We start from the raw sequence: 22,922 nt of genomic DNA, 5'->3' as shown, positions 1-22,922 counted from the left end.
TTATACAACTTTTTTCAAAAAAATTATTAAAAATGTAACATTTTTATTACTTGAATAATTCTCATTCAGTTCGTAATTATACTGCATTACATTTGAGATATGATTCCTCACAGTTTTTTGCGAAATAAATAACTCTTGGGCGATTTCCTTTGTTGTTTTGTCCTGTACTAGTAGCTCAAATACTTCTCTTTCCCTTTTCGTTAGTAATTGCTTCGGCTTGTAGTCATTATCTTTCAAATGTGAACCCCTCCTTGCTAACTTTAGGGCGTTGAAAATAAGAGGGTAATTACTTAGTCAATCTTATAATATGTCAACCACAGTGAAGTTGTGCTCTACAAACGTCTAAATTGGCTACAAGTTTTTATGGATAATTATTAGCATAAAAAGGTACATGCGACATCTAGATCACTGTCTTCATTCCCTCACACCTTCTACTGGTACATAATAACTTATGATTGACACTTGAACTTTGCAATCAACTGTAGCCCATTATTTATTAACAAAAGGATTTTTGCTAGCAAGTTTATGGTTTTATTGGCAACTCCGTGGGCTTTACTGGCAACTTCAAGCTCCCAGAAGCACAGAAAACCCTTCTCCATCTCTGGAGAAGGGTTTTGAATAATGATATTAGTGTGCGTTGTCGCTTCCGAAGAAGTTTTTGAATGATTGGATGTTGGTATCACGGTTTAGTGCTGCGATGGATGTTGTTAAAGGAATTCCTTTTGGACAAACTTGTACGCAGTTTTGTGAGTTACCGCATCCTGCTAGACCGCCATCTTCCATTAGTGCTTCTAAACGTTCACTCTTGTTCATCTCACCAGTTGGATGAGAATTGAATAGGCGAACTTGAGACAATGGTGCAGGACCGATGAAGTCGGACTTGCTGTTCACGTTTGGACATGCTTCTAAGCAAACACCACATGTCATACATTTGGATAATTCATATGCCCATTGGCGTTTCTTTTCTGGCATTCTTGGTCCAGGGCCAAGATCGTGTGTACCGTCGATTGGAATCCATGCTTTTACCTTTTTTAAGGAGTCAAACATACGACTACGATCAACGACTAAGTCACGAACAACCGGGAATGTCGACATCGGTGCGACACGGATAGGTTGTTCTAATTTATCAACAAGCGTTGAACAAGCTTGTCGTGGTTCCCCATTAATTACCATCGAACAAGCACCACATACTTCTTCTAAACAATTTGATTCCCATTGGACTGGTGCTACAGATTCTCCGTTTGCATTGACTGGATTTCTTTGTGTTTCCATTAATGCGGAGATAATATTCATATTTTTACGGTAATTTACCTTGAAAGTCTCCTCATAGGGAGCTGAATCTGGACTATCTTGACGAGTTACTATTAGTGTTAATTTCTCCTCTGCCATTTCGCGCTACCCCCTTTATTTTTTCTTACTGTAGTCACGTTTTCTTGGCTTGATTAATGACACATCCACATCTTCATATTCAAATTTCGGTGCTTGATTTTGTTCGTCAAAAGATGCTTTCGTTGTCTTTAACCATTCTTCATCATTACGATCAGGGAATTCTGGTTTGTAATGGGCGCCACGGCTTTCATTACGGTTATATGCCCCTTGTGTAATAACGCGAGCTAAATGAAGCATGTTTTTCAATTGACGAGTAAACATAACACCTGAGTTATTCCAACGTGATGTATCGTCCATATTGATGTTTTCCCAACGTTCTAATAATTCCTGAATTTTTTCATCTGTTTTTAACAGCTTATCGTTGTCACGTACAACGGTTACGTTATCAGTCATCCATTCCCCTAGCTCTTTGTGGATCTGATATGCATTCTCGTCACCACGCATATTCAATAACGCTTCGAATTTCTCTTCTTCATCTTTTAATTGGTTATCAAATAAAGTGGATGATACGTCTTCAACTGTTTTTTCGAGACCTTCCATATATTTAATCGCATTAGGTCCGGCAACCATACCACCATAAATAGATGATAGTAATGAGTTAGCACCTAGTCGATTGGCACCATGCTGAGTGTAATCACACTCACCAGCGGCAAAAATACCAGGAATATTGGTCATTTGTTCGTAATCAACCCATAGACCACCCATGGAGTAGTGTACAGCTGGGAAGATTTTCATCGGTACTTTACGAGGGTCTTCCCCAACGAATTTCTCGTAAATTTCGATGATACCACCAAGTTTTACATCTAATTCCTTTGGATCTTTGTGTGATAGATCCAAGTAAACCATGTTTTCACCATTGATACCTAATTTTTGATTGACACAGACATCAAAAATTTCACGTGTTGCAATATCACGAGGTACAAGGTTTCCGTATGCAGGATATTTCTCTTCTAAGAAATACCATGGCTCTCCATCTTTATAAGTCCATACTCGACCACCTTCACCACGAGCAGATTCACTCATGAGACGAAGTTTATCATCACCAGGGATTGCAGTTGGGTGGATTTGAATGAACTCACCATTTGCATAAATACCACCTTGTAAGTAAAGAGCTGCAGCTGCAGAACCAGTATTAATAACGGAGTTAGTAGATTTCCCAAAGATAATACCAGGTCCACCTGACGCTAATATAGTGGCATCCGCTTTAAATGCTTTTAGTTCATGAGATTTGATGTTTTGACCGATAATACCTCGTCCAACACCTTCATCATCAATAATAGCCGAAATGAATTCCCATCCTTCATATTTCGTTACAAGCCCTTGTACTTCATAACGACGAACTTGTTCGTCTAATGCATACAATAATTGTTGCCCTGTTGTCGCACCGGCATATGCTGTACGGTGATGTTGTGTACCACCGAAACGACGGAAGTCAAGTAACCCTTCTGGCGTACGGTTAAACATAACTCCCATACGATCAAGCATATGTATAATTCCCGGTGCAGCTTCACACATTGCTTTTACTGGTGGTTGATTCGCTAAAAAGTCACCACCGTAAACTGTATCATCAAAGTGTTCCCAAGGAGAATCTCCTTCCCCTTTTGTATTTACTGCACCGTTAATTCCACCTTGTGCACAAACAGAGTGAGACCTTTTTACAGGTACAATTGATAATAGATCAACGTGTACGCCTGCTTCTGCTGCTTTAATTGTGGCCATTAAACCTGCCAAGCCACCACCAACAATAACAATATTGCGATCACTCATTTATACTCACTCCCTTTACTCCCTACTACTTATTAAACAAATGCGAACAATGCGCGAATACCGATATATGTTACTGCTAAGAAAACTAATAGTGTTGCATATGTAGCAATTTTTTGTGAACGTGGTGTAACGGTAATACCCCAGCTTACTAAAAAGCTCCACAAACCATTTGCAAAGTGGAATGTAGTGGAAACTACACCAATCACATAGAACCAGAATATGACAGGATTAGCCAAAATGTTTTCCATTAAGCTATAATCCAATTCTTTAGTTCCCATTCCAATTTGAACTCGTGTCTCCCATACGTGCCACACAATAAATACAAGTGTAATGATACCTGTGATTCGTTGCAGATAGAACATCCAGTTACGGAAGAAACCATAACGGCTGACATTGTTTTTAGCAACAAATACGATATACACACCCAATACTGCGTGGAATATTATAGGAAGAAAAATGATAAAGATTTCAAGCACGATACGGAATGGTAAATCATGCATAAAGTGTGCCGCTTTATTAAAGCTCTCAGGACCATAAACTGCAAAATGGTTGACAACCAAGTGCTGAATTAAAAAGATCCCGATTGGCACAACCCCTAATAGTGAATGTAACCTGCGATAAAAAAATTCCCTATTCTCCACCTTTTGTGTACCCCCCTCTAGTTCATCATAAATTCAACATACGACTCTTTTTTTGCGCAAAAATTTTAAAGCGCTTTACATCTCGTTGTACGGATTCTTTCTTTCGTTTCCTCCCTCTTACGAGACATCCCATCCAAGAATTTCGTATATTGGTACCACAACTATTGTACTTCTATCAGGAAAAAGCGTCAAGAAAACGAATTCTTTTTCTTCAAATATTTGTCGATTATCCATGGAAAAACAGAGAAAGTTACTTTTGAACGATTGCAGAAAACGGTAAAAAAGGTGATAATAGTTGTAAAGAGTTAGGTTTTGATTGAGGTAAGAGAGGGGACAATGAAGTGACAAATAAAAAGACAAACATTGCTACAGTACTTACAAACCTTCAAACAACAAGCAGTGGCTATGATTTACTTCGCTATATCGGATTACCAGATATGTTGGGACAGGAATCCGATCTTATTTTATATGTTATGGGTAAAAATTTGGCTAGACAAGCGGAATGTGCATCAACAGAAGAAATACAAGAATTTTTTCAACATGTTGGCTGGGGAGAGTTAGCTTTAACACACGAAAAGCGGCGTGGTTTTATATATGAATTGAGTGGAAGCTTAGTTAAAGCACGACTGCAAACTTTAAAAGAGATTGATTTTCAACTGGAAGCTGGATTTTTAGCGGAAACTATGCTACAAATAACGGACAAAAGCTGTGAGTGTGTAGCTGAAGTCAATAAAGACCATGTTATTTTACATGTACTACATAATTAAAGCCCCTTATTCCTATTAGTCGGATAAAATGGCCACGTCCTGTGGCCAATGCCGACGTCCATTTTAGGAAAAGGGGCTTTATTCATCTTCCTGGAGATGTTCTAAGATATTTTCTGCAACAGGTTTTGGGATTCCTAGCTTTACGATCGAGTCAACAGATGCCTGCTCGATATCCTTAATCGATTTAAAATGGGTAAGTAATAATTTCTTCCGCTGGGCACCTACACCATCAATTTCATCTAACTTAGAATGAAAGGCACTTTTTCCTCTGAGCTGACGGTGGAAGGTGATTGCGAACCGGTGTACTTCATCTTGTATCCGTTGAATAAAGTAAAATTCCTGTGAACGCCGATCTAATTCGACTACTTTTGGCGGATCTCCATACAATAATTCACTTGTCCGGTGTTTATCATCTTTTGCTAAGCCACAAAGTGGAATATCTAAACCTAATTCATTTTCTAAAACGTCTATAGCGGCCGACATCTGACCTTTGGCTCCATCAACAAGGATTAAATCAGGCAGTGGTGCTCCTTCTTTTAATACCCTCGTATATCTTCTACGAATAACCTCACGCATTGTTTCATAATCATCAGGACCATCCACTTGTTTAATTTTATACTTACGATATTCTTTTTTTGCCGGTTTACCATCAATAAAAACGACCATCGCTGATACCGGATCTGTCCCTTGAATATTCGAGTTATCAAAAGATTCAATTCGATGTGGTGTCTCGATATGCAGTTTGTCACCTAGTGTTTCGACCGCACGGATAGTCCGCTCTTCATCTCGTTCAATTAAGCTGAATTTTTCCTGCAAAGCTATTTCAGCATTTTTCTTGGCTAACTCTACTAGTTCCTTCTTGCGACCTCTCATTGGGATATGCACATCTACTTCTAATAATTGCTTGAGCAAATCAACATCCGTAGGAATTGGTACTAGTATTTGCTTTGGTTTCGGATGATGGTGGTGCATGTAAAAACTCCCGATAAAACTAAGGAAGGTTTCCTCTGCTTCATCATAAAACGGAAATATTGAGATATCACGTTCAATTAATTTTCCTTGGCGGATAAAAAATACTTGTACACACATCCATCCCTTATCATAGCTAAAGTTAAACACGTCTCTGTCAACCTGATCTTTCATCGTCATTTTTTGTTGCTCCATGACTGATTCGATATGCTGGATTAAATCACGAAATTCCTTAGCTCGTTCGAAATTTAAATCTTCAGAAGCAGTTAGCATCTTTTCTTTTAATTCCGCTTTTATTTTTTTATGGCCACCATTTAAAAAACTCGTGACTTCTTGGGTAATGTTTCGATATTCTTCTTTAGACGGTGGCTTATCAGCACAAGCTAAGCACTGACCCATATGATAGTACAGACAATGTCGCCCTTTTTGATTATTACATTTGCGCAATGGATATAGGCGATCTAACAATTTTTTCGTTTCCTTTGCCGCCAATACGTTAGGATAAGGTCCAAAATATTTTCCTTTATCCTTTTTGACTTTTCTTGTAATAATAAGGCGCGGATGTCGTTCATTAGTAATTTTTAAAAAAGGATAAGATTTGTCATCTTTCAATAGTACATTATATTTCGGATCATATTTTTTAATTAAGTTCATTTCCAAGATTAATGCTTCGATCTCTGAACTGGTGACAATATATTCAAAATCTCTTATCTCACGGACAAGACGTTGCGTTTTTTGATCATTAGCCCCAATAAAATAAGAACGAACCCGGTTACGAAGAATTTTGGACTTACCGACATAAATAATCGTTCCATGCTTATCCTTCATTAAATAACAACCAGGTTGTGCTGGCAACACTGCTAATTTCTCCTTAATATGGTCATTCACCACTTCACCCCCAGGTTTTCATGATGTTTCTCTCTATTCTTTATTTTCGTGTGTAAGTATTATTATAGTACAAAAAAAGACGCATTACGTAAAGAATCCCTTATTATAGGGTCTCTATAATAAGGGATAATCGCATTTTATTAAGCGTGTTTATTAATTAGTTCTACAAGCGCTTCTTTTGGTTGATAACCAACTACTTGGTCAACTACTTCCCCATCTTTGAAAAGTAGAAGAGTTGGAATACTCATTACGCCGTATTTTCCAGCTGTTTCTTGGTTTTCGTCTACATCAAGTTTTACGATTTTAACTTGATCACTCATTTCACCATCTATTTCTTCTAGGACTGGTGCAATCATTTTACATGGTCCACACCAAGTAGCCCAAAAATCAGCTAATACTAATCCCTCGCTAGTTTCATTACTAAAAGTGCTATCGCTAGCTGCTACAATTGCCATTATGAAATTCCTCCTTCATTATTCCGATTTCTTTACAAGTATAACATTGACAAAATAATCAGCCTAATACTTTGCTTATCGTTATTATATGTTGCCAAAAAAATACTATACAGTCATGACATAATAGATACCTACTGCTAAAAAGATGCCTGCTATAACCATTAAAACATAGGCTAATGTTTTCACGACGCCACTCCTTTACTGGATGCTTGACCCGATAACATAGGATAATCCAACGGAAATTACTAGCGATATAAAGCCAACAGCTCGATTATCGTTGGCAATTTCCTGATCAATTTTATAAGTTGGGGTTAAAAATTCAAATATAAAGTATCCGAATAACAGTAACAAAAACCCATATCCACCCCATGCAATGCTTTCTAAAATTGTATCATTGTGTTGTATGGAATAACGGATAACATTAGCAATCCCAAAAATTTTCCCACCTGTTGCCATCGCTACACTGAAATTACCTCGTTTGATTTCTTCCCAATTTTTATAAGAAGTGACTAATTCAAAAATAACAAGAAATAAAACTAAACATAACACTGCTACACTATAACGGGCTGCGGTTTCGACAAAGATATTTCCCCAAAAGTCAGACATGACATGGCCTCCTTTTATTTTAATTCCATTACTGTAACACCAAGACCACCTTCACCCATATCACCATCACGTGCACTGGCAACTTTCGAATGCTTCCGGGCAAAATCTTTAACCCCTTTTCTTAGTGCTCCGGTTCCTTTTCCATGAATGATTGATACTTTGTTGTAACCTGCAAGCAAGGCATCATCGATATATTTTTCTAGCTGTTGTACAGCATCTTCAAAACGTTCCCCTCGCAAGTCTAACTCTGGTTTGACATGGTAGGCAGAACCTCTGACTGTTGCTAATGGTTTTTCCATTTTTGGCTCTTCTCTTCTAATAAATAAAAGATCTTTTCGTTTTGCCTTCATTTTCATGATACCTACTTGGACCTGGAATTCATTTTTACCTGTCTGTTCAATAATAGTTCCTTTTTGATCCAGTGTTAATAATCGTACTTCATCACCAGGCATTAACGCTTTTGCTTTGTCTTCATCAATGGTTGGTGCTTGTTTTTCCTGTTTTTTCGTTAACTCAGGCCTTGCTTCATTTAATAATTTCTTTGCTTCGATCCATTCATGCTCTTTTAATTCTGCCTCTGTCTGCATATTGCGCAGTTCAGATACGATGGTTTCAGCTTCTTCTCGTGCTTTAGCGACTGCTTTTTCTGCCTTTTCTTCTGCTTTCTTATATAATACTTCGCGTTCTTTTTCGAACTGCTGCCATTGTTTTTCCAAATCCTGTTTTAATTGTTCAGCATCTTCTAAAATGGCCTCTGCATCTTCATAATCGCTTTCCGCTTTTCGACGTGAATCTTCAAGGGATGCGATCATATTTTCCACACTTTTCGAATCCGTTCCGATATGTCCTTTAGCGTCTTCAATAATAACTTCATTTAAACCTAGACGTCTAGAAATTTCAAATGCATTACTCCGTCCTGGTACACCAATCAGCAGACGATAGGTTGGCTTTAATGTTTGAATATCAAATTCAACGGATGCATTTGTCACGCCTTCGCGGTTGTATCCATACGCCTTCAGTTCCGGATAGTGGGTAGTTGCGATCACCCGAGCTTGTTTGCTAATAACATGATCAAGAATAGACATGGCTAATGCTGCCCCTTCTTGTGGGTCTGTACCAGCACCAAGTTCATCAAATAATAGCAATGATTTTTCGTTGAAAGTATTCAAGATCTCTACAATGTTCGTCATATGCGAGGAAAAAGTACTTAAGCTTTGCTCAATCGATTGTTCATCACCTATGTCTGCGAATACATCTGAGAATACGGCTAACTCGCAACCGTCCAAAGCAGGAATTTGTAATCCTGATTGAGCCATTAAGGTACAGAGTCCCACCATTTTTAAGGTAACGGTCTTACCACCCGTATTGGGACCTGTTATGACAATCGCCGTGAAGTCCTCACCTAATTCCACATCATTTGCTACGACTTCATCTGCCGGAATCAGCGGATGGCGCGCCTGTTTCATTTTGATGACCCCTCGGTTATTCATCGTTGGTCTGCTTGCTTTCATTTGATGACTTAATTTTGCCCTAGCAAAAATAAAATCAATCATAGCAAGTGCTTCGACATTTTGGATTAAAAATCCTTCATCAGCAGCGATTCTTTGTGACAAATCTTTTAAAATCCGTTCGATTTCTCTTTTTTCATCAACTCGTGCTGCTTGTAATTGATTATTTAATTCCACAACTGATTGCGGCTCCATGAACAATGTTTGTCCTGAGGCTGATTGATCGTGGACAATGCCTCCTATACTAGAACGATATTCTTGTTTAACTGGAAGCACATATCGGTCATTACGAATCGTAATAATCGCGTCTGACAGCATTTTTGCTTTTGTTTTTGTAACATTATCCAAACGATCACGTACTCTATTTTCATTGGTACGAATTTTAGATCGTAATCCTCGGAGTTTATCACTTGCCCCATCCATCATATGGCCATGATCATCAATACAGCTTTTGATCTCTCGTTCTAGTTCATTTAAGGGGACAATTTCATCTGCTAAACTCTGAATAATTGGTAATTCGATGTCTTCTAATTTATCAATAAAAAGCTTTAGCTGTTTACCTCCATAAATGGTACTAGCGATATCCAAGCATTCATGGGTAGTCAATATCCCTCCAATAACAGCTCTTTTCACACTAGGTTTAATGTCGGAAATGCCACCGAGCGGGACATTGCCTTTTAAGCGAATAACATGATAGGCTTCATCTGTTTCCTCTTGCCAATTCACAACTTGATCGAGATCCGTTGATGGCTTCAACTTACGTATTTTTTCGATACCTAGGGAGGAAGCTGCTTTTTCAGCTAGTTGATCGATAATTTTATGAAATTCTAAAACATGAAGAATTCTTTCGTTCATAAACGGACCTCCTCTTCGTTTATTTCGTTAAAAATTCAATTAATTGTTCTTTCGTCCACGTATTTACGACGGTTTGTTTTGTTAGTTTACCTCTTCTAGCCGTTCCTACCCCTGTTGTCATATCTTCTAACATAGCATAGCTGTGGGCATCCGTATTAATTGCAATATGCACACCTTGTTGTTGGGCAAGTTCCACCCACTTTGCTGCTAAGTCAAGACGATTTGGGTTCGCATTTAATTCTAATATCGTATTGGTTTCTTTGGCTTTTTCGATCAACCATTCTACATCAACTGCATATCCGTCTCTTCTACCTAGGAGTCTTCCTGTTGGATGAGCAATCATATCGACATTCGGGTTTTCTAACGCATTTAGTAACCGTTCATGAATCTTTTCTTGTGATTGTCCGAAACTAGAGTGGATTGACGCGATTACAAAATCAAGTTCTTGTAGAAAGTCATCATTAAAATCCAAGCGTCCATCAGGTAAAATATCCATTTCAATACCAGCAAAAATATGAATATCTGGATGGTTTGCTTGTACTTGCTCGATTTCTTTCCGTTGTAATCGTAAGCGTTCCTCGTTTAATCCGTTTGCGACACGAAGATATTTGGAATGATCAGTAATCGCAATGAATTCATAGCCTTTTTCTTTTGCACGGATCACCATCTCTTCTAAAGATTGTGCACCATCACTCCACGTGGTGTGCATATGCAGATCTCCACGTATCGCTGTCTCATCCACTAAATCTATTTCTGCTTTCGCTAGTTCTATTTCATCTTTTCCTTCACGAATCTCTGGTGGGATGTAGTGAAGTCCAAAACTTTCATAAAATGCTGTCTCGGTAGCAAAGGTTTCAACTTCGCCTGTTTCTACATCCTCTACCCCATATTCACTAATTTTTTTACCTTGTGCTTTTGCCAGTTGTCGCATCAAGACGTTATGGTCTTTCGAACCAGTAAAATGATGTAATGTTGTCAGAAACTCTTTCTCTGTAACTAAACGGAAATCAACACTTATATCGAAGCGCCCTTCCACAACAATCGAAACCTTCGTATCACCAGCGGCAATTGTGTCAATCAGGTCTTCAAACTGTAATAGCTTTTCACGTACTACTTCAGGTTCATCAGTTGCAATGATAAAATCCAGATCTTTGACCGTCTCCCGAAAACGTCGCATACTACCAGCAATAGAAAACTGCTTAATCTCTTCAATCGTATAAAGGAAAGCTTCGATCTTCTCAACAATGGCTACTACCATTGATACTGGTAAACGTTCCGGTCGAGCGCCAGCACTATTTAATGCTTCTAAAATTTTTTCCTCTGTCTTTTTACCAAAACCTTTTAACCCACGGATTTCACCTTTTTCACATGCTTCTCTTAAAGTTTGTTCATCGACAATATTTAGTTCTTGATATAGCTTAGCTAATTTCTTACCTCCAAGTCCTTGTAGGTTTAACAACGGGATTAAGCCTTGCGGTACCTCTTTCTCTAACTGTTTTAAAGTATCTGATTCACCATTGTCAATAAACTCCTTCATAACCGCTGCCGTCCCTTTGCCGACTCCTTGTAATTTAGTAAAGTCGTCTATTTCCGTAAGAGAACGATCATCTCGTTCTAGAGCTTGTGCTGCTTTACGGTAAGCAGAAATTTTAAAAGGATTTTCTCCTTTTAGTTCGAGATACGTCGCTATTTTTTCAAGTAGTTTAATGACATCTTTTTTGTTAACAGACATCTTGATTCCCTCACTTCTTCGTATTCTACATGTGAAATACCCTTGCTTACTCCAGTGGCAAGGGTATATGATGGATTAACCATTATTGAATGGATCATTTTCAAACCAATACGTTGTTAATTTATCCGTTAATACTGGTGTATGTTCAATAATATAAGTGGCAATACTTGAACCATCAATATAGTCCTGAATAACGGAGACAGGTGCAAGTGCTAAAATATAAAGTGCAACAAAAATAAGTAAATAAACTTCTATAAATCCTAAAATAGCTCCTAGCCAGCTATTAATAACATTCAGCAGTGGTAAATCCGCAACAAAATCAAGCATCGTTGCTACGATTTGCAAGATAATTTTAGTTACAAAGAACAAAGCACCAAACGCAATCGCATTATAATAGGCTGCTTCTAAAGGTAATGACTCTAAAAAGACAGCCCATGAAGAATCAGACATTAACTCAGGATATGGTATCCATAATTCTAATTTGGAAGCAACATCATCATAATATGTAGCTGCTACAATAAAAGCAATAATAAACGCAGTAAGATGAAGTACTTGCAGTATAAAACCTCTCCTTAGACCAACAAGTACCCCGATAATTAATAAAACAATCAATATAAAGTTCACCATGACAAATTTATTCCTCTTTCTCCTCTAGTAATTTTTGTAATACTTCAAACTCTTCTTTCAGTTTCATATAATCATTCATTGTATTTACAGCTGTCAAAACAGCCAAATTAGTGGAATCTAATGATTTATTCACAGCATGAATTTCACGCATTTTTTCATCTACTAAATTTGCTACAGCACGGATTTGCTCAGGTTTTTCATTTCCAACAATATTATATGATCTTCCATATATATCAACGGTAGTCCGTGTTTTTTCTGGCTGGGACACCACGATTCCCCCTTCTAGACAAATAACCTTAAAATTAATATTAACATGAAGCATCCAAATAGAAAACTATTCTGATAAAACCTATCTCTGTTATACTTATAGAAAAGAGGAGAGAGTACCGTTCTAGCCTCCTATTTTTTACTCTTAGGTTAAAGAAAGGACGAATACTGTTGTCAAATATCGTATTACAATTTTCAAAAAATGAGTTATCTAAGGTTAAAGAATACTACGAAAAATATATTACCAAAGTTCCGCCAAATAGTCTTTTCTTAGCAAAAATCAATCATGTAACAGTTACTGCCTATAAATCTGGAAAGGTTATGTTTCAAGGTGATCATGCTCAACAAGAAGCAGAGAAATGGAGTGCGCAGTCTACAGGGAAATCTTCCTCCAACCGCGCTAAAGCTTCGGTTAACGAGCATAATTACCAACCACCTGAATCACTTTTTACCCATGCACATATCGGCACAGATGAAGCAGGTACAGGTGACTATTTTGGTCCAATCACAGTTAGTGCTGTTTATGTCCCAGAGGATAAAATCCAGTTACTGCAGTCAATGGGCATTACCGATTCCAAAACATTAACAGATATAAATATTGCTCGACTGGCCAAAGAAATTGTCCAAGAGAAGATTCCTTACACTTTGTTAACCTTAGATAATACGAGATATAATAAACTGCAGAAAAAGGGCTGGAATCAAGGTAAAATGAAAGCAATGCTCCACCAGCACGCGATCCAAAAATTATTAGCCAAAATCGGTCAAGCACCTAGTCATGGTATCTTAATTGATCAATTTTGTCAGCCATCCTCCTACCTAAAACATATCGGTCAAGAGGGAATGAAATTAGAGAAAAACACCTTTTTTATGACGAAAGCTGAAAGTTATTCCACGTCGGTTGCCGCAGCCTCGATTATTGCACGTGCTAAGTTTGTGAAAGAGATGGATCAAATGTCCAAGCAGTATGGCTTCACCATTCCAAAGGGTGCTTCCAGTAAAGTCGATGAAGCTGCCGCATATTTTATTAAGAAAAATGGTTTAGATGCTTTATCTCATGTTGCAAAAATGCACTTTGCTAATACAGATAAAGCTTTGAAATATGTAAAAAGGTAAGGTGCATTCATGTAACAATGTAATACCACTTCCTTTTCTGTTGGATTTTGCCCTTCAGCTATGGTTAGAACTGTAACGACTTCAAGACCAACTTAAATAATGAATAGTGTCACGAGGAAAACTGTTAAATAAAAAAGTAAGATTTCCCCGTAAAGTTGGATTAACAGGGAAATCTGTCAATGAGGAGGAACGGTTTTCCCGATAAACAGATAATTACCGGCAAATCTTACATGTGAAATAAGAGGTTTTCCACGTAAGATATGCTAGTTCGATGTATGTTTGCCACTTCTTTCGGTGGTGTTACTCCAAGATCTTCACACTTGCCAGGTCTTCGTCTATAAGAAAGAGTCTCGACTTTCCTTTTTCCCTAGTAGAGGGTTCTAATTGACAAGGCTGTAAGAGAGTTACTTTGTAACGGGAATTCAACCTTAGAATTTCTCTATCAGTTGCTCGTCAGCTACCGAGCGTCTTGGCACATCGGATTGAACTTTCACCATCTTGGCTAGGCACACTGCTTTTGAAAAAGAGAATAGAAAAAAGATTGATTAGATAGGAAAATCCGAACATTAATGTCTGATCGCAAATACCGCTTCAGATTGTTCGGATTCTCGTCCTAACTATTTTATTATGTTCTAGCCTATTTTGTTTTACCCTCTTAATTCAGCATTATGGTCGTTTGCTACTGCATCTAGAATCGCTTGGTAGGATGATTCTACTTCTTTATCTGTTAGTGTTCTTTCAGGATCTTGATAGAACAAACTGAATGCAATAGACTTCTTGCCTTCTGCTAAATGCTCACCTTGATACACATCAAATACTTGGATATCTTTAACCAATTCTCCGCCAGCTTGTGCAATCGTTGCCTGCAATGCACCTGCCTGAACAGATTCATCGACAACTAATGCGATATCTCTAGTTACACTTGGATAACGAGGTATCTTCGCAAAACTAGGTTCGTTTGCATGGATGGAAAGAATATAATCAAAATCGATATCAAACACGAACGTTTCTTTTAAATCATAATCTTTTTGCAATTGCGGGTGCACCTGTCCAACAAAACCAATTGCTTGATCAGCTACGAATAATTGTGCTGTTCTACCTGGATGCATTCCCTCCACTTTCGCCTGTACAAAAGTAACATCTAGATTTAATGTTTCAAATAATGCTTCTATAATTCCTTTCACAACAAAGAAATCTACTGTTTTCTTCTCTTGCTGCCAAGGATGTGTAAGCCATTCTCCAGTTAGTGCACCTGCTAATCGTACTTTCTCTTCTGGTTGCTTTGTTACTTTCTCTTCTTTGGAAATGAAAATACTACCTAATTCATAATAGGCTACATTTGCTTGTTTACGCGCTAAATTATAGGCAACAGATGATAGCATTTCAGGCAAAATGCTTAAGCGCAATGTACTGTGCTCTTCACTCATCGGCATTGCCAACGAGACAGAAGAAACCATTGCTTCAGCTACTTCAGGACTAACAAGTTCAGTTGCTCGTTCCTTACTTGTTAATGAATAGGTTACCGTTTCAGATAAGCCTGCACCTTCTAAGAATCGTTTAACATGACGTTTTAACGCTTGTTGTTTCGTTAGTCCCCCTGCTTGTGCACCACCACTTGGTAAGGTGAAAGGTAAATTGTCATAGCCATAAATTCGTGCCACTTCTTCTAGCATATCTTCAAAAATAACAATATCCTGACGACGAGTTGGTGCATAAACAGTAAATGTTTCACCGTCTTGATTATGGTTAAAGTTTAATTTTCGCAAGATATCAGCAATATCAGCATCAGAAATATTCGTACCTAATCGATCATTAATAGTAGACGTCCAAATCGTTACAGTTTTCTCTGAATAGTCTAATTGATCATATTCTGCTACTCCGTTTAAAACAGTTGCTCCTGCATATTGTTGTAGCAATTGACAAGCTCTTTCACCTGCTTGTTTAACACGATTAGGGTCTACTCCTTTTTCAAATCGATTACTTGCTTCACTACGTAAATCAAAGTCTTTAGATGCTTTACGGACGGTTTGACCATCGAAATAAGCTGCTTCTAATAACACAGTAGTCGTTTGCTCAGATACTTCTGAATCAGCCCCCCCCATTACACCAGCAAGTGCTACAGGTTCTTTTCCATTTGTAATCACTAAATGCTCATTTGTTAATGTACGTTCTTGGTCATCTAGTGTAACCAGTTTTTCCCCTTCGTTCGCCATTCTAACAACCACTTCATTTGATCCAAACTTATCAAAATCGAAAGCGTGTAATGGCTGACCATATTCTAACAACACATAATTGGTAATATCTACCACATTATTAATTGGTCGAATACCCGCTGCCATTAAGTAGTTACGCAGCCAAAGTGGTGACGAACCAACTTTCACATTTTTAAGCAAAAATGCTCCATAGTATGGGTTTTGCTCAACTGCGTCTACTTTAACAGAAACTTGCTTCTCTATCTCCTCATCATTTGAATGATAATTCGCCTGTGGCAAACGAATTGGTACATCTAAAATAGCCGCTACTTCATATGCAACACCTAGCATGCTTAATGCATCGGAACGGTTTGGTGTTAAACCAAGCTCGATAATAATATCATCGAGATTCAATAGTTCGTTTACATCTGCACCAATTTCTGCATCTTCCGGAAATACGAAAATGCCACTAGCAAATTCTTTTGGGACAAATTTTTCTTCTACACCTAATTCTTGTAGGGAGCATATCATCCCATTTGATTCCACACCACGCAGTTTTGCTTTTTTTATTTTAAAGTTTCCAGGTAAAATAGCACCAGGTTTTGCTACAGCAACTTTTTGTCCTTGTGCAATATTTGGTGCACCGCAGATGATTTGCAGTGTTTCATCACCTACATTTACCTGACATAAGTTTAATTTATCAGCGTTCGGATGTTTTTCACAGCTTTCTACATAACCAACAACCACATTATTTGCTGGGCTTGCAAAATGCTCTAACCCTTCTACTTCAATCCCAGACTTAGTAATACGTTCCGCTAAATCTTCTGGGGATAATTGATCGATATCTACATAATTTTTTAACCAATTTAATGATACAAACATGTTTCAGCCTCCTCCTTATGCTTGATGATACTGCTTCAAGAATCGAATATCGTTCGTATAGAAATGACGAATATCGTCCACACCGTATTTCAACATGGCAATTCGTTCTGGTCCCATACCGAATGCGAAACCGCTGTATACTTTCGGATCATATCCTGCCATTTCCAATACACGAGGATGTACCATTCCGGCACCTAGAATTTCGATCCAGCCAGTTTGTTTACATACGCTACATCCTTCTCCATTACATACTTTACAAGAAATATCCATCTCAACAGATGGTTCTGTAAACGGGAAGAAGCTCGGACGTAAGCGAATTTCTCGTTCTTGTCCAAACATCTGTTTCGCAAAACGATCCAGAACACCTTTCAAGTCGCTCATTCGTACGTTTTTGTCGACATAAAGGCCTTCGATTTGCGTAAATTGGTGGGAGTGTGTCGCATCATCGGTATCACGACGATATACTTTACCCGGGCAAATCATTTTGACGGGACGTTTATCCTCCATTGCATTCATTGTTCTTGCTTGTACTGGTGAGGTATGCGTACGCATCAATATTTCTTCTGTAATATAGAAGGAATCTTGCATATCTCGTGCTGGGTGTCCTTTTGGTAAATTTAGTGCCTCGAAATTATAATAGTCTGTTTCCACTTCTGGACCTTCGCGCACTTCGAACCCCATACCGATGAATAAGTCTTCAATCTCTTCAACAATACTTGTTAAAAGGTGTGGCCCACCTGTTGGAACAGGTCGTCCTGGTAACGTAACATCAATCGTTTCTTCTTCCAGCTGTTTTTCCAACTCTGCTGCTTCGATGGACGCCTTTTTGCTGTCAATAGCGTCCGCGATATTTCCTCTTACTTTGTTAGCTAATTCACCGATTATCGGTCGTTCTTCTTTCGATAATTTTCCCATTCCTCTTAATACTTCTGTAATTGGACCTTTTTTACCTAAATAGGCAACTCTTACATCTTGTAATTCCTTGAGTGATGTTGCATCGCCCACTTTTTGTAATGCTTCTTTTTCTAATGCATGTAATTGTTCTTTCATTTTGTGAACCTCCTTCTTTTATTCAAAACTTATTTCTGACTGCGAAAGCAATTAAAAAAGTCTCGCCCCCTAAAGAAGGGACGAGACTGTATGTATCGCGGTACCACCCTTGTTGATATAGTTCACTATATCCACTCAAGTTAAAAGATAACGGTATAAACCGGAACACCTTTACTTGTCAAACAAGGTCCAAGTGTCAGCTCCAGAGTGAAATTTCAACATGTGATCGTTAGAAGCATTTCCAGTCCGTGATGCTTCTTCCCTTGAAACGATAAGTCACACATTTACTAGCTCTTTCAACGCTTTTATAAATGTTTTTACTTCATATAGTATAAGCAAGCATTGCAAATGTTGCAAGTCCAACTGTTTATTTTTTTGCTACTTCATACATAAGAATCGCTGCAGCAATGCTGACATTTAATGATTCTGCTTGACCGTATATCGGAATTTTAACATTTTGAGTGGCTTTTTTCATTAAATCAGGATCTACACCTGATCCTTCATTTCCAACCATTATTGCAAGCTTATTCGGTACTTCTATTTCATGATAAAACGTTGCATTATCGAGACCTGTTGACCATACTATCGTACCTTCCTGCTGTAATCGGTCGATTTCTTCATGTAAATCTGCTTCATAAATATGAAGATGGAACATCGAGCCTTGAGTAGATCGAATCACCTTATCATTAAACAAATCTACAGTTCCTTCTCCTAATATGATAGTGTCAAACCCTGCTGCATCTGCAGTTCGGATCATTGTTCCTAGATTGCCTGGATCTTGTACACGATCTACCAACAAAGCACGTTGCAGTTGTCTTTCTCTTGATTGATTCTTCCTTACTACTGCCAATATACCTTGAGGCGTTTTCGTTTCCGTAAGAGCTGCCATTACATTATCGGAAACCTCATGTAATGAATAAGCATGCCATTCTGGATTAACCTCTACTCCCGTTTGATAGATAATTTCTGTAATTTCCCAATTACTTTTATCTGCTTCTTCAATAAGGTGGAAGCCTTCAATCAAGAAATTCGACTCAATATCTCGCTCTTTTTTCTTTTTTAATTTTCGCCAATTCTTTACTTTTTCATTCTTAACAGATGTTAGCATTTAACTCATTCCTCTTTTTTGATGTTTCTATCATACATATTATCCTTTATAAAGGTCAAACTATAATGAAAAATGTAAAAGATGTGGGGTGATGATATGGATTTAAATTTACGAAAAGCAATCATGTCCAACGTGTCAGGTAATTCTGCTAATGATTTAGAAGCTACTATTGTCGATGCAATTCAAAGTGGAGAAGAAAAGATGCTTCCTGGTCTGGGAGTTTTGTTTGAATTATATTGGCAACAAGCAGACGAATCAGAAAAAACAGAAGTTCTTGATACATTGGAACAGGCCGTTAATCAATAAAACCCAAAGAATTCCGATCATCTAAAAACGATGATCGGAACTTTTGTGTTATACCACAATTTGTTTTATCAGTCACTTTTATATGTTTATCAGTCACTTTCAAATATTTATCAGTCATTCTCTATATTTCCATAAGCTTAGCTCTTTCCCTTTTCAAGATATTGCTTTTTCGAGTGATAAATTGTATATTTATAATAGATATATTTTACTAAAAAAAAGGGAGAGCGTTTCAGTGAACGTACAATCCATTTATCATCTAATGCAAATGCAGGCGATGTCTAATTTAACAGGCAATTCTAATAGCAATGCTACAGAAACTGATTTTAGTCAATTATTGCAATCCTTAATCGGTAATTCTTCCTATATGAATACATCCCATAATAGTAAGATTCCTGCTGAATACTTTCTGAATAATCCAGAGATGGCCCAATCAATCAGATCACAGGTACATGCCAACTCCTTTACAGATTTATCAGATAATACGGGATTTACTTCTGATATAACTGCTATTATTGAACAAGCAGCAAATCGATATAATATCGATCCAAAATTAATTGATGCCGTAATCCAAACAGAATCAAATTATAATCAACAGGCTGTCAGTCATGCTGGCGCTCAAGGCTTAATGCAATTGATGCCCGAAACAGCCAAAGGATTGGGAGTTCAAAACCCATTTGATCCAGTTGAAAATATTTTAGGTGGAGCAAAATATTTAAAACAAATGTTGGATCGGTATGATGGTAACAAATCTTTAGCATTAGCTGCGTATAATGCAGGTCCGGGAAATGTTGATAAATATAATGATGTTCCCCCTTTTGCAGAAACTCAATCTTATGTACAAAAAGTACTTGGCAAATACTTAGCATAATTACTTACTGATAACTCTAAAGAAAAACACGAACATCGATTTGATGTTCGTGTTTTGTCGTATATCAATAATGTTTGATCAAGCTTAAGAAAAAGTAATATTATCTACCGTATCTTGATCTAAATTTTTTATAACTTCAACAATTAATTGTACAGCATTTTCGAAATCATCCTGATGTAAAATCGCAGCATGTGTGTGGATATATCTTGTAGCAATGGTAATCGATAAAGCCGGTACTCCATTTGCTGTTAAGTGAATCGAACCAGAATCAGTTCCTCCACCAGCCAAGTGTCCATATTGATATGGAATTTGATGCTGATCAGCTGTTTCAACAACAAAATCTCTTAATCCTTTATGGGATACCATAGAGGCATCATACAGGATTATTTGCGGGCCATCACCTATTTTGCTATCTGCATCTTTATCTGAAACACCTGGTGTATCACCTGCAATACCAACATCAACCGCGAAACCAATGTCAGGCTCAATTGCGTATGCAGAGGTTTTTGCGCCTCGTAATCCGACTTCTTCCTGTACTGTTGCAACACCATAGACACGGTTAGGATGATTTTCTCCTTTTAATCTTCGTAAGACTTCGATCGCAATTGCACAACCGATACGATTATCCCATGCTTTGGCTAGTAATAATTTTTCATTTTTCAAAGGAGTAAATTCGAAGTATGGGACAACAGAATCACCAGGTTTAACACCAAATTCAGCTGCTTCTTCCTTACTAGATGCTCCAATGTCAATAAACATATCTTTAATATCTACTGGTTTCTTGCGAGCTTCCGCTGAAAGAATATGAGGAGGTTTTGAACCAATTACTCCTGTAACATCTCCACTTTTGGTCAGGATCGTTACGCGTTGTGCTAGCATTACTTGACTCCACCAGCCACCAACTGTTTGAAAATAGACAAAACCTTTATCATCAATCCGTGTTACCATAAAGCCAACTTCATCCAAATGACCAGCTACCATTATTTTCGGACCATTTTCGTCGCCATTCTTTTCGGCGATTAAACTTCCAAGATGATCGGTATAGACTTTGTCAGCATAAGGTGAAATCCATTTCTTCATGACTTCACGTGCTTCTCGTTCATCTCCTGGAATTGCTCGTGCATCTGTTAGTTCTTTTAACATCGTTAATTGCTCATAGTTTGACATCAGATTTCCTCCTAGAAATTAATAACCTTGATTTTGTCGTTCAAAGTTAATTTTATTTTTATCCACATAGGCTTTTTTTATATCACTTGCAGAAAAGCCTAATTTTTCACCTAAAGTTAAATATGTATCAAAGACAGCTTTATACGCTTCTACTGACTGTTCTTCCTTTAACACAGAAATGGTACGGAAAACATGATGAAACAAGGATGTTAAATCTTCATCACTAGCTTGATTACTTGACTCGTATTGATCTAGTCCTAATTCCAACCCTAATGATAAGATGAAATGGATTCCGTCCACATATTCCTCTGCAATAACAGCCTTCTCACTAGCTGGTTTGACACTCCAATACTTGAAGCATCTTGTTTCATTTGCTAATTCTCCAACTTCTACCAAGAGCGCTAATACCTTTTTATCAAAAACATTTTCGTTTTTCAAATCATGTTGTGCTAAAATATAGTTATCTAATTCTCGTTGCATATCAAAAAGTGTTTGCCAATTCATATTGTTCTCCCTCAATTTTTTGGATTTATTCTCATATTATAGCATGTTTGGTTTATTTTTTTGAAACCAAAGCATCCATGAATTCGTAAGCCTATTTAGAAGTCTTGTATATTAGGAGTTGATTTTCGTGATCGTTATTCTTTTTCGTTTTTTAGTAGTTATTGCTATGATTGTATTAATATATACTGCCTATAAATATATCGTTAATCCAAAAAGAAAACTAGAAGTTGCCCAGGAAAAAAGTGAATTCTATTTCCTTGATTATAATGATAATATTAAAAAAAATTTTTTTATCACGTATAAAGGATTTTTATTTGAAGGGGAAAAGTATTTAGGGACAACAGAGGATGCCTTTGAAGTAATCAACATCGTGATGCACACGAGAAATCCAGAGAAATTAAAAGGGTTTGAGCGCAAGGATCTCTATTTCTTAGAGGAAGAAATATTGATTCGTTATCCTCACGCTGATATAGAGTGGAAGTATCCCATTAATAAACTGCATTTAAAATAATTCAGGCTGTGTTTTGCTGAAAAAAAGTTTGCCATTTAATAATTACCTGTTTTCTTCTGACCAAATAGGCAAGAATTATTACCATTACGACAAGTGGAATCGCATAATAGATGGATATTTCTTGGATCGTTTTACCTAAAGTAGTATAAAAACATGCAACAGGAATCACCGTTAAAAATGTTGTCCGTAAGTAAGAGGAAAAACTTACGGATTTTTTATATATGCAAAAGGACATAAGGTGGAAGTGGATAAATGGCAGCATTCTTAAGAGCATAATTTGAATCGTATTTAACGATAGTTCATTACCTAACAACTTTTCTTCCAGCCGTTTACAGCGTTTTTCAATGGCAGGTAACAAGTGAATGATCAGATAAAAAATAATGCTCGAAATCATTAAACCGATAATCGAATATATCGTACCAGCTAATAAGCCAAATACAAGCCCACCGGTAATACACAGCAGCAAGACAGGAATAAAAAATAGCGGGCGAAGGATATGAACCATAATAAAAAGCACAGGGGCTACAAATGCATAGCTTTCCATTACTTTCACTTGGCTAAGCATTTCAATTGGCATCATTCATCAGCTCCTTCTATTTAACAATATGACAAGAGACGAGCCTTTATGACAGCCATTATAAGAAAAGCTCAGAGCGCCCGTTTAGAAACGTAGCTACTTCAGCATCAACTGAGATAAAGGAATCACGGTGAGTTTACGAACCGATGATGACTTATCGTAGGGCGATTGGT

General features: G+C 37.5%; 22 protein-coding genes and 1 other annotated feature. Of the genes, 5 read left to right on the top strand and 17 right to left on the bottom strand.

The window, feature by feature from the left end:
• The 4 genes from D569_RS22525 to D569_RS0105085 form a co-directional block, all read right to left on the bottom strand.
• Positions 1-237, bottom strand: coding sequence for a LuxR C-terminal-related transcriptional regulator (locus D569_RS22525; protein ID WP_018931324.1), 237 nt, complete (start codon positions 235-237; stop codon positions 1-3).
• A gap of 390 nt (positions 238-627) precedes the next feature.
• Positions 628-1,389: a succinate dehydrogenase iron-sulfur subunit gene (gene sdhB / locus D569_RS0105095; protein WP_018931323.1), complete on the bottom strand. Its 762-nt coding sequence runs from the start codon at positions 1,387-1,389 to the stop codon at positions 628-630.
• A gap of 15 nt (positions 1,390-1,404) precedes the next feature.
• Positions 1,405-3,156: a succinate dehydrogenase flavoprotein subunit gene (gene sdhA, locus D569_RS0105090; protein WP_018931322.1), complete on the bottom strand. Its 1,752-nt coding sequence runs from the start codon at positions 3,154-3,156 to the stop codon at positions 1,405-1,407.
• Positions 3,157-3,188: 32 nt separating this feature from the next.
• A complete protein-coding gene (locus D569_RS0105085; RefSeq protein WP_018931321.1) occupies positions 3,189-3,797 on the bottom strand; it encodes a succinate dehydrogenase cytochrome b558 subunit in 609 nt (202 codons plus the stop codon).
• Between the two features lie 341 nt (positions 3,798-4,138).
• Between D569_RS0105085 and D569_RS0105080 the strand changes: the two genes are divergently transcribed.
• Positions 4,139-4,564 carry a YslB family protein gene (locus D569_RS0105080; RefSeq protein WP_018931320.1) on the top strand — a complete coding sequence of 142 codons (426 nt, stop codon included), beginning with the start codon at positions 4,139-4,141 and terminating at the stop codon, positions 4,562-4,564.
• Positions 4,565-4,642: 78 nt separating this feature from the next.
• Here the strand turns inward: D569_RS0105080 and uvrC are convergent, their stop codons facing one another.
• The 7 genes from uvrC to zapA all read right to left on the bottom strand — a co-directional run bounded on the left by uvrC (position 4,643) and on the right by zapA (position 12,472).
• Positions 4,643-6,421: an excinuclease ABC subunit UvrC gene (gene uvrC / locus D569_RS0105070; protein WP_018931319.1), complete on the bottom strand. Its 1,779-nt coding sequence runs from the start codon at positions 6,419-6,421 to the stop codon at positions 4,643-4,645.
• A 140-nt stretch (positions 6,422-6,561) separates the two neighbouring features.
• Entirely contained in the window at positions 6,562-6,876 is a 315-nt protein-coding gene (gene trxA / locus D569_RS0105065; protein WP_018931318.1) for a thioredoxin, read from the bottom strand.
• A 198-nt stretch (positions 6,877-7,074) separates the two neighbouring features.
• The gene (locus D569_RS0105055) at positions 7,075-7,482 is read right to left on the bottom strand and encodes a DUF350 domain-containing protein (protein ID WP_018931317.1); all 408 of its coding nucleotides are present in this window, start codon (positions 7,480-7,482) and stop codon (positions 7,075-7,077) included.
• Between the two features lie 14 nt (positions 7,483-7,496).
• On the bottom strand, positions 7,497-9,845 hold the full coding sequence (locus D569_RS0105050) for an endonuclease MutS2 (protein WP_018931316.1): 2,349 nt from the start codon (positions 9,843-9,845) through the stop codon (positions 7,497-7,499).
• Positions 9,846-9,864: 19 nt separating this feature from the next.
• Positions 9,865-11,577 carry a DNA polymerase/3'-5' exonuclease PolX gene (polX, locus tag D569_RS0105045; protein WP_018931315.1) on the bottom strand — a complete coding sequence of 571 codons (1,713 nt, stop codon included), beginning with the start codon at positions 11,575-11,577 and terminating at the stop codon, positions 9,865-9,867.
• Between the two features lie 75 nt (positions 11,578-11,652).
• Positions 11,653-12,204, bottom strand: a complete 552-nt coding sequence (locus D569_RS0105040; RefSeq protein WP_018931314.1) for a CvpA family protein — start codon at positions 12,202-12,204, stop codon at positions 11,653-11,655.
• A gap of 7 nt (positions 12,205-12,211) precedes the next feature.
• Positions 12,212-12,472: a cell division protein ZapA gene (gene zapA, locus D569_RS0105035; protein ID WP_018931313.1), complete on the bottom strand. Its 261-nt coding sequence runs from the start codon at positions 12,470-12,472 to the stop codon at positions 12,212-12,214.
• A 170-nt stretch (positions 12,473-12,642) separates the two neighbouring features.
• Here zapA and rnhC point away from each other — a divergent pair, with 170 nt between their 5' ends.
• Positions 12,643-13,584: a ribonuclease HIII gene (gene rnhC / locus D569_RS0105030; protein ID WP_018931312.1), complete on the top strand. Its 942-nt coding sequence runs from the start codon at positions 12,643-12,645 to the stop codon at positions 13,582-13,584.
• A 647-nt stretch (positions 13,585-14,231) separates the two neighbouring features.
• Here rnhC and pheT read toward each other — a convergent pair.
• From pheT to D569_RS0105015, 3 genes are all read right to left on the bottom strand, one after another.
• Positions 14,232-16,658, bottom strand: a complete 2,427-nt coding sequence (gene pheT / locus D569_RS0105025) for a phenylalanine--tRNA ligase subunit beta (RefSeq protein ID WP_018931311.1) — start codon at positions 16,656-16,658, stop codon at positions 14,232-14,234.
• A gap of 15 nt (positions 16,659-16,673) precedes the next feature.
• Positions 16,674-17,708, bottom strand: a complete 1,035-nt coding sequence (gene pheS, locus D569_RS0105020) for a phenylalanine--tRNA ligase subunit alpha (protein ID WP_018931310.1) — start codon at positions 17,706-17,708, stop codon at positions 16,674-16,676.
• 73 nt (positions 17,709-17,781) lie between these two features.
• Positions 17,782-18,017 (bottom strand) — a binding site (T-box leader).
• A gap of 58 nt (positions 18,018-18,075) precedes the next feature.
• On the bottom strand, positions 18,076-18,816 hold the full coding sequence (locus D569_RS0105015) for a TrmH family RNA methyltransferase (RefSeq protein WP_018931309.1): 741 nt from the start codon (positions 18,814-18,816) through the stop codon (positions 18,076-18,078).
• Between the two features lie 96 nt (positions 18,817-18,912).
• Here D569_RS0105015 and sspI point away from each other — a divergent pair, with 96 nt between their 5' ends.
• Both sspI and D569_RS0105000 read left to right on the top strand, forming a co-directional pair.
• On the top strand, positions 18,913-19,122 hold the full coding sequence (gene sspI, locus D569_RS0105010; RefSeq protein WP_018931308.1) for a small acid-soluble spore protein SspI: 210 nt from the start codon (positions 18,913-18,915) through the stop codon (positions 19,120-19,122).
• 232 nt (positions 19,123-19,354) lie between these two features.
• Positions 19,355-19,990 (top strand): lytic transglycosylase domain-containing protein, encoded by a 636-nt coding sequence (locus D569_RS0105000; protein ID WP_018931307.1) that lies wholly within the window; start codon positions 19,355-19,357, stop codon positions 19,988-19,990.
• An 84-nt stretch (positions 19,991-20,074) separates the two neighbouring features.
• Here D569_RS0105000 and D569_RS0104995 read toward each other — a convergent pair whose 3' ends face one another.
• A complete protein-coding gene (locus D569_RS0104995; protein ID WP_018931306.1) occupies positions 20,075-21,157 on the bottom strand; it encodes a M42 family metallopeptidase in 1,083 nt (360 codons plus the stop codon).
• A gap of 18 nt (positions 21,158-21,175) precedes the next feature.
• Complete coding sequence (locus tag D569_RS0104990) at positions 21,176-21,661, bottom strand: dUTP diphosphatase (RefSeq protein ID WP_018931305.1); 486 nt, start codon at positions 21,659-21,661, stop codon at positions 21,176-21,178.
• A 127-nt stretch (positions 21,662-21,788) separates the two neighbouring features.
• On the opposite strand from D569_RS0104990, the gene D569_RS0104985 reads away from it, so the two are divergent.
• Positions 21,789-22,172: a hypothetical protein gene (locus tag D569_RS0104985; protein WP_018931304.1), complete on the top strand. Its 384-nt coding sequence runs from the start codon at positions 21,789-21,791 to the stop codon at positions 22,170-22,172.
• A gap of 1 nt (position 22,173) precedes the next feature.
• On the opposite strand, the gene D569_RS0104980 is transcribed toward D569_RS0104985, so the two are convergent.
• Positions 22,174-22,752, bottom strand: a complete 579-nt coding sequence (locus D569_RS0104980) for a TVP38/TMEM64 family protein (protein WP_018931303.1) — start codon at positions 22,750-22,752, stop codon at positions 22,174-22,176.
• Positions 22,753-22,922 lie beyond the last annotated feature (170 nt).

Source organism: Gracilibacillus lacisalsi DSM 19029 (assembly GCF_000377765.1).
Classification (GTDB): domain Bacteria; phylum Bacillota; class Bacilli; order Bacillales; family Amphibacillaceae; genus Gracilibacillus; species Gracilibacillus lacisalsi.
The sequence above is the reverse complement of the archived record's forward strand: the minus strand, read 5'-3'. Positions and strand labels throughout refer to the sequence as shown.